The sequence below is a fragment of the Alteromonas gracilis genome, assembly GCF_043642145.1.
Taxonomy (GTDB): Bacteria; Pseudomonadota; Gammaproteobacteria; order Enterobacterales; family Alteromonadaceae; genus Alteromonas; species Alteromonas gracilis_B.
On the sequence record NZ_JBHZRZ010000002.1, the window covers coordinates 397,853 to 414,047 of the forward strand.

A 16,195-nucleotide genomic window follows, 5' to 3' on the forward strand; every position below is an offset into this window, starting at 1 on the left:
ATAAAAGGGAATGTAAGCTTTTAAGTATCAGAAAACGAGACAAAAGTAGACCAATAGTGGCAAAAAAAAGGCCACTCAGATGAGTGGCCTAAAGAGCCCCTTAAGAGGGCAACGCTTGGGTAGACGGGAGAGTTAACCGTTGCGCTTTAGCAAGTAGTAAAAAACAGGTGTTAGAATTAACCCAAAGAAAGTGACACCAATCATGCCTGAGAATACTGCAACCCCCATGGCTTGACGCATTTCTGCACCAGCACCACTAGAGATAACCATTGGCAATACGCCCATAATGAAGGCTATTGATGTCATCAAAATAGGGCGCAAACGCAAGCGGCTCGCTTCTTTAATGGCTGATAGCGCGTCCATTCCTTTATCTTGTAGCTCTTTTGCGAACTCAACAATAAGAATGGCGTTTTTCGTAGCAAGACCCACCAAAACAATCAGACCAATTTGGGTAAAGATATTGTTGTCACCACCGTAAACTTGTACGCCAATTAATGCACTTAGTAACGTCATTGGAACAATGAGAATTATCGCCAATGGCAAACGTAAGCTTTCATACTGCGCAGCAAGTACTAGGAATACCAACAACACAACCAGTGGGAATACAAAGGCAGATGCATTACCGGCAAGAATTTGCTGATAAGTTAACTCAGTCCATTCGTAGGTCATGCCTAGCGGTAGTGTTTCTGCCAGAATCTCTTCAATCGCCGCTTTAGCTTGGTCAGAAGAATAGCCCGGCGCTGGCGCACCATTAATTTCTGCAGTAATATACCCGTTGTAGTGCATAACACGGTCTGGACCAGCGCTGTGCTCAATATTCAAGAACGAACCCAACGGAATCATCTCGCCCTGCGCATTTCGAATTTTAAACTGCGTGATGTCTTCAATATCTTGGCGATATTGCGCATCAGCCTGCACATTGACCTGATAAGTACGGCCAAACAGGTTGAAGTCATTCACGTATAGTGAGCCCAAGTAAGCCTGCATAGTGGTAAACAAGGTATCAATATCCACACCTTGGCTAACGGCTTTCTCGCGGTCTACATCAACGTCTAACTGAGGTACAGCAACGGTAAAGCTGGTAAAGGCATCGGTAAGTGCTGGGTGCGCCCATGCTTTACCTATCACCTCTTGCGTTACGCGCTCAAGCTCTTCAAAACCTAGGTTTCCTCTGTCTTCAACCTGTAAACGGAAGCCACCAATGGTGCCCAACCCCATTACAGGAGGCGGTGGGAAGATGGCTACAAATGCACCTTTTATTGAACCAAAGTTTTGGTTTAGTTGCGCAGCTATTGCACCACCTGACAGTTCTGGGCTTTTACGCTTTTCGAAGTCAGTAAGCGTGGCAAACAGCACCCCCGAACTAGGACTATTCGTAAAACCGTTTATGTTAAGGCCAGGGAATGCAATGGCATCTTCAACACCCGGGTGCTCCATGGCTATGCGCGACATTTCACGAACAACTTCTTCGGTTCTGTCTAAGCTTGCAGCGTTAGGCAACTGAGCAAAAGCAACCAAGTACTGTTTGTCTTGCGGCGGTACATAGCCAGTTGGCGTATTGGCAAACTGGAAATAAGTTAAGCCAAGCAATCCAGCGTAAAGCACCATAATAATACTGCTTTTGCGAATAAGGCCGCCCACAGCACCGGTGTACTTTTTAGAGCCACGGTCGAAGAAGCGGTTGAAAGGCGCAAACACGAAACGTCCAAACACTTTGTCCATACCGCGCGTTAGCCAGTCGTTTGCTTTGCCGTGAGGCTTAAGCAGTAAGGCTGATAGTGCAGGGCTCAGCGTTAACGAGTTAATTGCCGAGATTACTGTAGAAATAGTGATAGTAAGTGCAAACTGCTTATAAAACTGACCGGTTAAGCCGCTCATAAACGCGGTAGGTACAAACACCGCAGCAAGTACTAATGTTGTTGCAATAATAGGCCCAGTTACTTCTTTCATTGCTTGCACAGTGGCATCGAAAGGCGTTTTGCCCTCAGAGATGTTTCGCTCTACGTTCTCTACAACAACAATGGCGTCGTCGACAACAATACCAATTGCCAGTACCAAGCCGAACAATGACAATGCATTTAATGAGAAACCCATTAGCTGCATAAAGGCAAATGTACCAACCAATGAAATAGGCACCGCTACCAGTGGAATAATAGATGCGCGCCACGTTTGAAGGAAAAGCACGACAACAAGCACAACCAATAGTACGGCTTCTAGCAATGTACTAATTACTGCTTCAATAGAGCCACGTACGAACACCGTTGGGTCGTAGGCAATTTCATACTCCAAGCCTTCAGGGAAAAGCTGCGACAGTTCTGACATACGTGCACGCACATCATCTGAAATTTGAATGGCGTTTGAACCTGGTGCTTGGAATATAGGCAGCGCTGCTGCTGGGTTATTATTAATAAGTGAGCGAAGTGCGTAGAACTCAGAGCCTAGCTCAATACGAGCAACATCTTTCAGGCGTGTAATTTCGCCGTTTTCACCCGTTTTAACAATAATATTTTCAAACTCAGTTTCGTCTTTAAGGCGACCGCGCACATTAATTAATAGTTGAAATTCACTTGTACCAGTAGGCTGCGCACCAAGACTACCCGCTGCCGCTTGCTGGTTTTGATCGGCTATTGCAGCCACTACATCACCAGGGTTCATTTGCAGCGCGGCGAGTTTATTTGGGTCTAGCCATACACGCATACTGAATTCACCTGCGCCGAACAAACGTACCTGCCCAACACCATCAATACGCGCTAGCTCGTCTTTTACAAACTGGTCGGCATAGTTAGACAGATACAGCATGTCATAGCGGTTATCTGGCGACGTTAAGTGAACTACCATGGTTAAGTCGGGCGACGATTTTTCAGTAACAACACCTAAACGCTGTACTTCTTGAGGTAAGCGTGGCGTTGCACGGTTAACACGATTTTGAACCAGTGTAGTTGCTTCGTCTGGGTCAGTACCTATGGCAAACGTAATGGTAAGCGTCATGCGACCATCGCTGGTTGCTTGCGAAGACATGTACAACATGTTTTCTACGCCATTAATTTCTTGCTCAAGCGGTGTTGCCACCGTTTCCGCGATAACTTCAGGGTTTGCGCCCGGGTAATTGGCTGTGACCACCACTGTTGGGGGCACTACTTCTGGGTATTCTGTGATAGGAAGCTGCCATACTGCTATGGCGCCTCCAATGAAGATGAGTAGTGATAGCACGCCCGCAAAGATGGGGCGGCTAATAAAGAATTGCGAAATATTCATTACTTAAGACCTACTGTTACAGAGCCAGTTGCTACTGAACTACCTGATGCCGACCCACTAACGAGTACGTCTTCATAATGCGCCATGTTGGTTATTTCAGTTACGTTATCTACCTGTGACTGCCAGTTTTCTAGGCTTGCTAGTGCGTCTTGGTCACCCATAGGCACTTCGTTCGCCGCCACTTGCGCGCCTGGACGTACACGCTGTAAGCCGTCTACAACTATTGTGTCGCTTGGTGTTAGACCACTTTTAATGATGCGCATACTGCCTACTTTGTCACCTAGGGTAACGGCACGGTATTCAACCTTGTTTTCATCATTAACCACCAGTACAAATTTGTTGTTCAAGTCGGTACCAATGGCTTTTTCTTTAATAAGAATGCCCTGTTCGTCTGTGCCACCAGCCAATTTAAGGTGAGCAAACAAGCCTGGAATTAAATGATCATCTTCGTTATTAAAAACCGCACGAACGCGTAATGTTCCCGTATTACCATTCACTTGGTTGTCGATAAAATCGATTTGGCCCCAGTGCTGATAATCAGACTCATTAGCTAGGCGCAATGCGACAGGTTTGTCATTCACAGATGTCGCTTTGCTGCTTGATACATAATTAAGGTAGGTTTGTTCGTCAATGTCAAAGTACGCATATAAACGTTCAGTTGAAACAATGCGCGTTAGCTCAGTTTGACCAGCAGTAACAAAGTTACCTTCGGTAATATTTGCACGTGAAATTCGGCCAGAGATTGGTGCTTCAACACGCGCGAAGCCTCGGTTCAAGCGTGCTACTTCAAGTGCAGCTTGTGTTTGGTTAAAGCTGGCCAGCGCTTGGTTTTTCTCGGCTAAGCGAGCATCAAGCGTTTCTTCCGACACCGCTTGTGTTTTGCGAAGTTTGTTTGCGCGCTTGTAGTTTTGTTCTGCAAGCTCTAGTCGACTTTTCGCTTCATCAAGCTGCGCAGTTAAACGCGCTACTTCGGCTTTAAAAGTGCGGTTGTCGATAAGGAACAAGGTTTGTCCTTGCTCTACATATTCGCCTTCTTTAAAAGCGACAAAATCGATGTAACCTGAAACGCGAGGGCGAAGTGCCACAATTTGAGGCGATTCTAAACGACCAGTGAAGTTGTCCCATTCAGTTAAACGCTGCGATACAACTGCCGCGACATCTACAGGAACACCAGCGTTCGCCTGCATAGATTGACTAGGATCCTGCTCGTCACTACCGCATGCAGCGACTAGCGCAGTTAGGCTAATAATTGCTAATAAACGGGTAAAAGTTTTCATTGCAAGATTCTCTCTTAAGTTCGACTAAAGTTTGATGAGATGCATTATGGACCACCACAAACAATAAAAATAATTATCTTTTTATATGCAATGCATCACATTTTTCAATGTATAGAAAAAATACATACGATGAGTAGCGAGAGCTTCGATGATGTTCAAAGGAAACGAGCGCACCTGTGAAGAAATAATGCAACACTATTAACAACTTAGATAAAACGTGGGCTACAGCCACGTTTCATTACCAAAACAAAGTACAGTTATTCGTCGCATTCATTTTGTATGTGAATATATTTAGAGTTAACCTATAAAAAAAGTATGTCATTACGTTGACACGAGCGAAAAAAGCAAAAAGAAATTGGAAATACTTGTTTAAAGAAATGAAATGGCGCGTGCTGGTAATACGGAGTGAACCCTCTACCGCAGGGATGCGGTAGCGGAGCCCCCATGGATGGGTTTACGGCGTGTTTACGTAGTATTAGCACCACGCGCCATAAATGCTCAAAACACCGGAGACGATGATGCGTCCACATGATTTAAACTTACTGATGATATTTGATGCCATAATGACCGAAGGGGCGATTACGCGTGCCGCTGATAGGTTATCAATGACACAGCCAGCCGTTTCGAATGCGCTATCGCGCATGCGCACCGCATGGAAAGACGAGTTGTTTGTTAAGGATGGACGCGGCATTCAACCCACTTCGTTTGCTAAAAATTTGTGGAGCCAAATTCAAGGGCCGTTAGGTGAGCTTGAGGTGGCAGTTAATCCTACTGATTTTAACCCAGCTACCGCAAAGCGAACTTTCAGAATAGCCGCCACCGATAGTATCGTTTCTATTGTGTGGGGCCCGCTTCGCAAGGTTATTGAGAATGAAGCGCCAGGCATCAATATTCATGCAATTCCTAATTACGATATGGAAACCAACAAGATATTGAAAGATGCCGAGGCAGAGCTTACGTTTTCAAAGCTGCAAGAACCCGACTCGGTAATTCGCGCGGAACATGTGCTAGACCCCAGTTGGGTTGTCTTGATGCGCCCAGACCACCCCTTGGCAAAAACGCAGATGACGCTAGAAGACTTTGTTGCGGCCGATCATCTTTTAGTATCTGTTACGGGCGATGTAACTGGCCCTACCGATCAGGTATTGGCTAATCTAGGGCTTAAACGCCGCGTTGCAATGTCGGTAAATCAGTTTTACAACGCCGCACCACTATTGAAAGAAAGCGATCTAATTTGTGTTGCCCCTTCCTTGGTGATGGAGCGTGAAATATTCTCGGGCGAGCTTGCGGTATTTGAAACACCTATAGAAATTATTAGCTCGCCGCTATCTGTTATGTGGCATAAGCGCCAAGACCAAGATGCTGGATTGCAATGGCTTAGAGGGCTAGTCGTTAAGTTTATCCGTGAACGCGTTCAGCGCCATGAAATGCTGCTGTCACAGTGTTGCCGTAAAGCCTACTGTGCTGAAACTGTAAAACGATTTATGGACCAACGTAATATGGACTGTGAAGAGTTCACTCCTGCACATTTAAAACAAGGCGAACAAGAAGCTGAAATTACCGTTGAGCAAGCGGTCAATGATGCCAAATCTAAAGTGATCGCCTAACCCTTCGTATTAAAACGCATTCACGGAGCCGGCAATCACGGCTCCATTATTCGCCATTAACCTTTAGCTTTACCCTGCTCCTTGAGCCATGCTATACCCTCTTCTTTAGTGCTACAGAAGGCATAAGATACATCGCTAGCCTTGTAAATACGCGCAAACTGCTGTTGAACTAAGGCTGGAATTTCAGTATCGGCAGCAACAATAACGCTTGCATACATGCCCATAGACTTTCTTCTCAACACGCCTTTTATCAACATGCCCTCAGCCTCTGGCGTAACAATACCTGTACCGTGAATATTGGCTAGAAACCCCCAAGGCTTTCCTTCAAGTTGTAAAATAATTTTTTCGATTTCCTTGTCGTATTCTCTAAGCGCTTCAGGCGTTGCTAGCCCTGACAATTCGGAACAAATAATCGTATCAATTAATGTGATTGAGTAATGGCCAAATTTAAACTGGGTACCTTTTTTTGAAGTCGCTGTATCATTGTTTTTAAATGATGAAGTCATAATGTATTGCTCGTGTAGATATCTTGCAAAAGCATTAAGAAAAGGCTACTGGTATTTTCTCGAATATTTAGCGCAAGTTTACATCGTTGTAGCATTTGCAGATATTGGCTCTTGGTATAATTTTTTGCTGCAATTGGTGGCGTTTAAAATAACTTTAATGTGAGTGGCTGTTTAATACGTGCTCAATAAAAATTCACGTTTCCTTCATTCTTGATCCTATCTATAGCTTAGCTAACCACACTCTACAAAGTAGACCAGTTCAATTAATGGCGTAAATAGCCGTGAATTTTCGTTTCCAGTACCGTGCTCGCGCATTAGCAATGTAAAGGAACCACCATGGTGAAAAGCCGTGAACGTGCTGGGTAATAATTAATATTCAGACTATTCTTCACCCATAAAAAAACCCGCTCAATGAGCGGGTTTTCAATTTATAAAAAGAAGCTAATTTACTTCTTTTTCTTTGCCTTCGGGTTTGGAAGGTCAGTAATGCTTCCTTCGAAGATTTCAGACGCTAGGCCAATAGACTCGTTAAGCGTTGGGTGAGCATGGATAGTTAGTGCAACATCCTCTGCGTCAGCACCCATCTCCAATGCTAGACCAATTTCACCAAGCATTTCGCCAGCGTTGGTACCTACCATTGCACCACCAATTACTCGACCTGTTTCTTTGTCGAAGATCATCTTGGTCATACCGTTAGTGGCATCAGACGCAATTGCGCGGCCAGATGCAGCCCACGGGAACGTAGCGGTTTCGTAGCTTAGACCTTGCTCTTTTGCTTCTTTCTCAGTAACACCAACCCAAGCAACTTCTGGCTCAGTGTAAGCAACTGAAGGAATACCGCGTGGGTCGAAGTAATGCTTCTGTCCAGCAATCACTTCTGCTGCAACGTGACCTTCGTGAACCGCTTTGTGCGCAAGCATAGGCTGACCTACAAGGTCGCCGATTGCGAAGATGTGCTCAACGTTAGTACGCATTTGTTTGTCAACATTGATGAAGCCACGGTCGTCAACGTTAACGCCAGCGGCGTCAGCACCAACAAGCTTACCGTTTGGCTTACGGCCAACAGCAACAAGTACTTTGTCGTAACGTACTTGCTCTGAAGGTGCATTCTTACCTTCAAACGTTACATACAGGCCATCGTCTTTTGCTTCAACTGCAGTAACTTTGGTTTCTAGCATGATGTTGAATTTTTCTTTGTAGTCTTTCATGAATACTTTCATGATGTCTTTGTCAGCCGCTGGAATAAGCTGGTCTAAGAATTCAACTACATCAATTTTTGAGCCAAGTGCTTCGTACACAGTACCCATTTCTAGACCGATGATACCACCGCCTAGTACTAGCATTTTCTCTGGAATGTCTTTCATTTCCAGCGCGCCAGTTGAGTCGATTACGCGGTCATCTTCTGGGATGAACGGTAGGCTTACTGGCTCAGAGCCTGCAGCAATAATCGCTTTTTCGAAAGTAATGGTAGTAACGTCGTCACCATTTTTTACTTCTAGGGTGTTTGCGCCTGTGAACTTACCAAAGCCTTGAACATGCTTGGTTTTACGCATTTTAGACATACCGCTGAGGCCGTTTGTTAATTGCTTAACAACGCCGTCTTTGTACTCGCGGATTTTATCTAAATCGATGGTAGGCTCGCCAAACGATACACCGTGGCTAGCAAGGTGCTTCGCTTCTTTCATCACTTTAGCAACGTGAAGAAGGGCTTTTGAAGGGATACAGCCAACGTTAAGACAAACACCACCAAGCGTGTCGCGTGAGTCTACGATAACTGTTTCAATGCCTAAGTCAGCAGCGCGGAATGCTGCTGAATAACCGCCAGGGCCGCCGCCCAGTACCACCAATTGCGTTTTAATTTCGCTCATTGTGAACCTCAATTCTGTTCTTGTAGGGTTTAGCTAAAAATTTTGCGCCATAGCATAACCTAAATGCCACCAAATGGACTTATAAAATCGCCGAAAAAGTCTTTAATATTGTAAACTTTTTCGGCCTTTTATTTAAAGTATGATCCTGCGTAAGTCAGTAAGGTTTGCTGCAACCTCGGTAGAGAATCTTGCACCTACCGCACCATCGATTACTCGGTGGTCGTAAGACAAGCTTAGCGGCACCATTAGGCGCGGCTCAAACTCTTTACCATTCCACTTAGGCTTCATCTCAGACTTAGAAACACCTAATATGGCGACTTCTGGTGCATTTACAATAGGCGTAAACGCTGTGCCACCAATACCGCCTAGGCTAGAGATAGTAAATGTACCACCCTGCATGTCAGCCGCTTTAAGCTTGCCTTCACGGGCTTTCTTCGAGGTGTCGATAAGTTCTTGAGATAGCTGCTCAATACCTTTCTTATTCACGTCACGAATAACAGGAACAACAAGGCCTCCCGGTGTTTCAACCGCAATACCAATGTTGATGAACTTCTTAATGATCAAGCTCTCGCCGTCGTCAGACAGTGATGAGTTAAATACTTCGTATTTCTCAAGCGCTTTCGCTACCGCTTTCATTACGAAAACTAGTGGCGTGATCTTAAGACCAGACTTAATTTTCGCGTGGTAGGCGTTTTGCTCTTTACGGAACTCTTCAACTTCAGTGATATCAGCTTCATCGAACTGCGTAACGTGCGGGATCGTTGCCCAGTTACGGTGTAAGAAGGGTCCAGAAATCTTTTGAATACGAGAAAGCTTCTGTTCTTCAATCTCACCAAACTTGCTGTGATCAACAGGTTTAACTGGCACAATTTGAAGTACGTTGTCTCCTGCTGGCGCGCTGCCAGAGGCTGCTGCTGTGCGAGGCTTCGCAAGCTCAGCTTTAACGTAGGCTTGAACGTCTTCTTTCAAGATACGGTTTTTAGGGCCAGAACCATTAACCTGTGTAAGATCTACACCAAACTCACGAGCAATACGGCGCACAGATGGTGAAGCGTGCGCTTTGCCCGTGCCCTTCGATTCTGGTGCTGGAGGCACAGGAGAGCGGCCTTGCGAGGCTTCTTGCTGTGACTCTTGTTTAGTCTCTTCTTGCTTAGGCGCTTCAGCAGGCTTTTCAGCTGCACTTGAAGACGAACCGCCGCTGGTCTCTAGCTTAACAACCAAGGTGCCTTGCTTAACTTTATCGCCTGTTTTGATAAAGACTTCTTTGATAGAACCTGCATGCGTTGAAGGTACATCCATTGTGGCTTTATCAGTTTCTAGCGTAATTAGGCCGTCTTCTTTTTCAACGGTATCGCCAACCGATACAAGCACGTCGATAACGTCAACTTCACCGTCTTCACCAATATCAGGTACAGCAACTTCAATGGTTTCGCTGCTTGCAGACGCTGATTCTTGCTCTGCACTTTTCTTCTCAGAAGAGGCATTTGAAGAAGACTCGCTTGCACTTGATTCGCTAGAAGCCGATTCACTTGAAGACGAGCCAGAACCCGCTACTTCAAGCTTAATCACTACCGTACCTTCTTTCACTTTATCGCCAGTACTGATGAATACTTCTTTCACCGTACCTGCGTGCGTTGAAGGCACGTCCATGGTTGCTTTATCGGTTTCAAGGGTAATAAGACCATCTTCTTTTTCAATGGTGTCGCCCACTGAAACCAAAACGTCGATTACGTCTACTTCGTCATCAGAACCAATGTCCGGTACTGCAACTTCAATGACTTCGCTGCTGCCAGACGCAGCTGGCGCTGCCTCTGACTTGCTTTCTTCTTTTGGTGCTTCTTCTTGCTTAGGCGCTTCTTTTTGTGACGCGTCGTCTGAAGATGATTCTTCAGCAGCGCTATCATCGTCACTTTCACCGCCTGCAACCTTCATCTCACCAATCACATCGCCTTCTTTGATTTTATCGCCTACTGATACAGACAGGCTCACAATCTCACCTTCAAACGGTGCTGGGATGTCCATTGACGCCTTGTCACTTTCAACAGTAACAACGCCTTCATCAGCCTCAATGTTGTCGCCTACGGCAACACATAGCTCGATAACTTCAACTTCGTCGCCGCCTACATCGGGTACGATAATCTTTTGAATATCTGACATATGTAAAATACCTTATCTGGCTTACGCGTAAAGTGGGTTAAGTTTTTCAGCGTTAATATCAAAACGCTTAATGGCTTCTGCTACCACTTTCTTCTCAACGTCACCGCGTTGAGCCAATTCGTAAAGTGATGCAACCACAATGTACGACGCATTAACTTCAAAGTGAGTACGCAAGTTTTCACGACTATCGCTTCGACCGAAACCGTCTGTACCAAGACAGCGATAATCAGTTTCGATAAACGCACGTACTTGGTCTGAGTAGTTCTTCACATAGTCAGTGGCAGAAATCGCAGGGCCTGCGTCTTTCGTAATAACCTGACCAATGTAAGGCACTTTTTGCTCAGCTTCTGGGTTTAGCATGTTCCAGCGTGCTACGTCTTGACCTTCACGCGCTAGTTCATTGAACGAGGTCACTGAGTAAACGTCAGAAGACACTTTGTAGTCGTCACACAGAATTTGTGCCGCTTTACGTACTTCATTCAAGATAGTACCTGAGCCCATTAGCTGAACGTTAAGCTTAGACTTATCGTTTTCTACGCGCTCAAGCTTATAAATACCTTTAATGATTTGCTCAGCAATATCATCACCTTCTGGCATAGCCGGGTGCTGATAGTTCTCGTTCATCAACGTTAGGTAGTAGAAAATGTTTTCGTTGTTACCGTACATGCGACGTAGACCGTCTTGAACGATAACTGCTACTTCGTAACCATACGTTGGGTCGTAAGTAATACAGTTAGGAATTAGGTTCGCCTGAACATGTGAGTGACCGTCTTGGTGCTGTAGGCCTTCACCGTTAAGGGTTGTTCTACCTGCTGTTGCGCCCAATAGGAAACCACGTGCTTGGCTGTCGCCTGCTGCCCATGCTAGGTCGCCAACACGTTGGAAACCAAACATTGAGTAGTAAATGTAGAACGGAATAGTGGTAGCGTTACAGGTTGAGTATGACGTACCTGATGCTACCCACGATGCCATTGCACCTAGTTCGTTAATACCTTCTTGTAGTACCTGACCTTTCTTATCTTCGCGATAGTAAGCTACTTGGTCGGCATCTTGAGGTACGTATTTCTGGCCTTCGTTGGCGTAAATACCTACCTGACGGAACAAGCCTTCCATACCGAATGTACGGGCTTCATCAGGAATAATTGGCACAATACGCTTACCAATTTTCTTGTCTTTCAATAGTGCATTAAGTACACGTACGAACGTCATGGTTGACGATACTTGACGGTCACCAGAACCTTTTAAGATTGCGTCAAAGGCACCTAGCTCAGGAATTTCAAGCTGCTCGTCAGCTTGCTCGCGACGAGAAGGCAGGTAACCACCGAGTGCTTCACGACGCTCGCGAAGGTACTTCATTTCTTCGCTGTCTTCGTCGAACTTGAAGTAAGGCAGGTCAGCAATTTTTTCGTCTGCTACTGGAATATTGAAACGGTCGCGGAACGCTTTAATTGAATCAACGTCCATTTTCTTAACGTTGTGCGCTACGTTTTGTGCTTCACCTGATGCACCTAGACCGAAACCTTTAACCGTTTTAGCAAGGATTACCGTTGGACGACCTTTGGTATCAATGGCTTTTTGATAAGCAGCGAATACTTTAACTGGATCGTGACCACCACGGTTCAAGCGCCAAATGTCATCATCAGACATGTTCGCCACAAGTGCCGCTGTTTCAGGGTACTTGTTAAAGAAGTTTTCACGGGTGTACTTACCGCCTTTGGCTTTACAGTTTTGGTATTCACCGTCAACGGTCTCGCCCATAAGCTGGATTAGTTTGCCAGATTTATCGCGAGCAAGAAGCTCGTCCCAGTAGCTACCCCAGATTACTTTCACTACTTCCCAGCCTGCGCCACGGAACGTACCTTCAAGTTCTTGGATGATTTTACCATTACCACGTACCGGGCCGTCTAGACGCTGCAGGTTACAGTTGATAACGAACGTTAGGTTATCAAGGCCTTCGCGAGATGCTAGACCAATTGCACCCAAGCTCTCTGGCTCATCACACTCACCGTCACCCATGTAGCAGTAAACGCGCTGACCTGAACAGTCTTTAATACCACGGTTAGTTAGGTATTTAAGGAAACGTGCTGTGTAGATAGCTTGAAGCGGACCAAGACCCATGGATACCGTTGGGAACTGCCAGTAGTCTTTCATCAAGTGAGGGTGTGGGTAAGACGATAGACCGTCGCCCGCACACTCTTGACGGAAGTTATTTAACTGTTCTTCAGTTAAGTTGCCTTCCATGTAAGAACGCGCATAAATGCCCGGAGAAATATGGCCCTGCGCGAAAATAAAGTCGCCACCTTGATTTTCATTTGGCGCTTTGAAGAAATGGTTAAAGCCCACATCGTAAAGCATAGCCGATGATGCGAAGCTACCAATGTGGCCACCAAGCTCTAGGTCTTTTTTAGATGCACGCAATACAATCATCAATGCGTTCCAGCGAATAGCGGCACGGATACGCGCTTCGATGGTCAAGTCGCCAGGCATTTTTGGCTCTTGCGCTGCTGGGATAGTATTGATGTAGGCAGTAGTTGCGTCATACGGTAGATGCGCTCCGCTGCGACGGGCTTTATCAATAAGTTTTTCGAGTAAATAGTGGGCGCGTTCTACGCCTTCCTCTTCTAAAACCGACTCAAGCGCATCAATCCACTCTTTAGTTTCTTGAGGATCTACATCTTGGTGCATCATATCAGACATGGTGCCATCCTATTTTTTGCTTATATAGAAAATCCTCCTTTAGCATTGCCCTTAATCTTAAAGGCGCTAAAAGAAGGAAAACTAAATTACGTTGTACTCACAGTGACCCAATCTGGCTCACCTGCTTTTGCAGTGGCACAGGAAAAAACCTGACCGGCCTCTGCGAATGAATAGTTACTTACCCTTTGCGTTATGCGCGTTAGTCAAGTAACTAAATTTCTAATCGTCGCAAAGCGCGCTGTACACGGCTATCGCGTTGATTAATGGTTAAAAGCGTTTTTTCAATAAACGCCAAATGCGTATTACATGCTTGGCGTGCAGACTCAGGGTCGCGGGCGGCAATCGCCTCTACTATTTCACGACGTTGCTTAGCAATGTCTTCCACTGCTTCCGGGTGCGCCGCCAACATGTCAAAATTTCGTTCAATGTTGTCCACCAGCATGCTTTGCATGGTGCTCATTACATGCAGTAACACCATATTGTGCGATGCTCTTGCCATAATGATATAAAACTGCCCTAGCGCCTCGGCTTGAGCACGCTTGCTTTCGTGTGCTTTAGGCGTAGGCACATCATTTAATGCTTGCTTCAACGCCTCGTAGTCTTCTGGTTGCCCGCGAAGCGCTGCATAGTATGCCGCCATTCCTTCAAGGGCATGGCGAAACTCAAGTAAATCAAACTGGGTTTCAGGGCGTTGGCTGACTAAATCCATTAACGGATCTGTCATGGCTGAATTCAGGTTACGGTTCACGAATGTGCCGCCCCCCTGCTTACGCTCTACCAATCCGCGCGCCTGTAAATTACCAATGGCTTCTCGTAGCGAAGGACGTGACACGTCAAATTCAAGCGCAAGCTCTCGTTCTGGCGGTAACTTTTGGCCAGCCAGTAACGTACCGTCGAGTATCATCGACTCAAGTTGCTCGGTAATTACATCAGAGAGTTTTTTTCGCTGCTGACGCATGCGCGATTCGTATCCTTTTAATTAAACCAGTGCCGTTATAACAGCAGTGAATGTAAAAAATAATCGTTGAGAATTTAGTCACACCCAAAATTGGTAATACCATTTTACCTATCTAGTTTAAGGCAGATCGATTTAGAGGTAAATACTTCCAAGCATAGCAAAGCCAGAGCAATTTGCTTCGTGTTAAGCTTTATTATTGAATTTGTTAAGAAAACTAAGAAACTTCAAACTGGTCTGATGAGGAGAGAAATAAGCCAATCAATAGGCGAAATGCCTGATCTATATACATTTAATATATAAACCAAACCCGCCTATTGTATAAAATGTTAAAAATAATGATTATGCCAAGCTTCCAATTAAGGTAAGCGCCGACGTTATAACAAGCAGAAAAATAACATTACGTTTTGCTAACTTTACAAGCACCTTAGGCTCAACTGCCGCATTTTCAGTCTGTCTTTGCTGTTCATCTGGGGTAAGAACTTCTGCTTTTGCAGAAATGCGCGTAAGTACGTCATAGGCAGATACATCAAATTTTAGCGCATGTTTTATCCATTCTGGCAACGCACGTGAGAAATGTCCCATCATTAACATGCCAAAAGCAGTAACACGCACTGGGATATAATCTAGCGCAAACATAAGCCTGCCTGCCGCCGCTCGCAGCGGATGATTTGCGTCGCATAACGCTTCAGTTGCGCTTCTGCTAATGCTATAAAACAATGCTCCTGGTGCACCAAATGCAATAAACCACAGCATCACCGCTGCGTAATGTTGATAATTTAGCCACGTAAGATGCTGACCGAAGCTTTTACCTTCTGCACCCGCACTGCCATCGCTGTCTGTTTGGCTTGCACAGTGCCCTAGTTGGTCGGTATACATACTGCATGCCTGCAAATCGCCCCGCTCTGCTGCATTCAAAAAGCTTTTATAGGTAGCTCTTAATACAGGACAACCAATGCAGATAAACAGAACAATACTCTGTTCGATAAAAGTCAGGAATGCCCCAAGTAACCAATATTCAATTAAACCAAGCAATACGGCGGGCAGCAGAAGATAGAAGTAGAGAGTTGCCGATGAAGCGTCGTCGTTCAGCCACTTTTTTTCTCGCAGAAAACCAAGATATTGGCTGGCATACTTTTCTATATGCCAATTTGATTCTTTTGTGATCAGCCGCTCTAAGCTGAGAACTAATAACAAGCTCATTAACATCATAAGTGTTGAGTTTCCTTATTTAGCGACGCGAATTCTTTAGCGACCATGTTTAAACTTGGGTTATTGAGCCGCAGCTTCTTAAATGTAAGCGGCAACTTGTTGGGTTTGCTACGTGCCGACTATTTCCCAATAGAAATGCTCATTCTATATTTTGCCCAATCAAACGCTTCCCCAGGATCGGTTTTACGCCCTGGAGCAATATCATTATGACCTACAATTCGCCCTAAAGTGATCCGAGGATAGCACTTTGTAATAAAATCGGTTACTTCAACCAGTGCTTTGTACTGAGCGTCAGTAAAAGGTAGCGTGTCAGTTCCCTCAAGTTCAATACCAATTGAATAATCGTTACAACGGCTTTGCCCTTGAAATACCGACAAACCAGCATGCCATGCACGTTGATCAAATGGGACAAACTGCTCTATTTCACCTGTTCGATAAATAACACAGTGGGCAGACACGCGTAAGCCAGCAATCTCTTTATAAAATGGATGTTCATCAGGGTCGAGCGTTCCAGTAAACAATTGGCGAATTCCAGGCGTACCAAACTGAGATGGCGGCAGCGATATATTGTGTATCACTAAAAGACTGACATCTGTTCCGACGGGCCTGGCATCAAAATGCGGACTTTGGGTGTAGCTTGCTTGACTAAAAAGCACCATGG

General features: G+C 45.3%; 10 protein-coding genes. 1 reads left to right on the forward strand and 9 read right to left on the reverse strand.

The window, feature by feature from the left end; translation table 11 throughout:
• Positions 1–132 precede the first annotated feature (132 nt).
• Complete coding sequence (locus ACHUFN_RS05820; RefSeq protein WP_394221364.1) at positions 133–3,255, reverse strand: efflux RND transporter permease subunit; 3,123 nt, start codon at positions 3,253–3,255, stop codon at positions 133–135.
• Positions 3,255–4,532 carry an efflux RND transporter periplasmic adaptor subunit gene (locus tag ACHUFN_RS05825; protein WP_394221365.1) on the reverse strand — a complete coding sequence of 426 codons (1,278 nt, stop codon included), beginning with the start codon at positions 4,530–4,532 and terminating at the stop codon, positions 3,255–3,257. The genes ACHUFN_RS05820 and ACHUFN_RS05825 overlap by 1 nt, the downstream gene beginning before the upstream one ends.
• Positions 4,533–5,050: 518 nt before the next feature.
• Here ACHUFN_RS05825 and ACHUFN_RS05830 point away from each other — a divergent pair.
• Positions 5,051–6,139 (forward strand): LysR family transcriptional regulator, encoded by a 1,089-nt coding sequence (locus ACHUFN_RS05830; RefSeq protein ID WP_394221600.1) that lies wholly within the window; start codon positions 5,051–5,053, stop codon positions 6,137–6,139.
• A gap of 56 nt (positions 6,140–6,195) precedes the next feature.
• Here ACHUFN_RS05830 and ACHUFN_RS05835 read toward each other — a convergent pair whose 3' ends face one another.
• The 7 genes from ACHUFN_RS05835 to ampD all read right to left on the reverse strand — a co-directional run bounded on the left by ACHUFN_RS05835 (position 6,196) and on the right by ampD (position 16,193).
• On the reverse strand, positions 6,196–6,645 hold the full coding sequence (locus ACHUFN_RS05835) for a hypothetical protein (protein WP_394221366.1): 450 nt from the start codon (positions 6,643–6,645) through the stop codon (positions 6,196–6,198).
• A gap of 446 nt (positions 6,646–7,091) precedes the next feature.
• Complete coding sequence (gene lpdA, locus ACHUFN_RS05840) at positions 7,092–8,513, reverse strand: dihydrolipoyl dehydrogenase (RefSeq protein WP_394221367.1); 1,422 nt, start codon at positions 8,511–8,513, stop codon at positions 7,092–7,094.
• Between the two features lie 132 nt (positions 8,514–8,645).
• On the reverse strand, positions 8,646–10,670 hold the full coding sequence (aceF, locus tag ACHUFN_RS05845; RefSeq protein WP_394221368.1) for a pyruvate dehydrogenase complex dihydrolipoyllysine-residue acetyltransferase: 2,025 nt from the start codon (positions 10,668–10,670) through the stop codon (positions 8,646–8,648).
• Positions 10,671–10,691: 21 nt separating this feature from the next.
• On the reverse strand, positions 10,692–13,367 hold the full coding sequence (gene aceE, locus ACHUFN_RS05850) for a pyruvate dehydrogenase (acetyl-transferring), homodimeric type (RefSeq protein WP_394221369.1): 2,676 nt from the start codon (positions 13,365–13,367) through the stop codon (positions 10,692–10,694).
• A 211-nt stretch (positions 13,368–13,578) separates the two neighbouring features.
• Positions 13,579–14,325, reverse strand: coding sequence for a pyruvate dehydrogenase complex transcriptional repressor PdhR (gene pdhR / locus ACHUFN_RS05855; RefSeq protein ID WP_394221370.1), 747 nt, complete (start codon positions 14,323–14,325; stop codon positions 13,579–13,581).
• A 339-nt stretch (positions 14,326–14,664) separates the two neighbouring features.
• The gene (ampE, locus tag ACHUFN_RS05860; protein ID WP_394221371.1) at positions 14,665–15,534 is read right to left on the reverse strand and encodes a beta-lactamase regulator AmpE; all 870 of its coding nucleotides are present in this window, start codon (positions 15,532–15,534) and stop codon (positions 14,665–14,667) included.
• A gap of 119 nt (positions 15,535–15,653) precedes the next feature.
• Positions 15,654–16,193 carry a 1,6-anhydro-N-acetylmuramyl-L-alanine amidase AmpD gene (gene ampD, locus ACHUFN_RS05865; RefSeq protein ID WP_394221372.1) on the reverse strand — a complete coding sequence of 180 codons (540 nt, stop codon included), beginning with the start codon at positions 16,191–16,193 and terminating at the stop codon, positions 15,654–15,656.
• Positions 16,194–16,195: the final 2 nt, after the last annotated feature.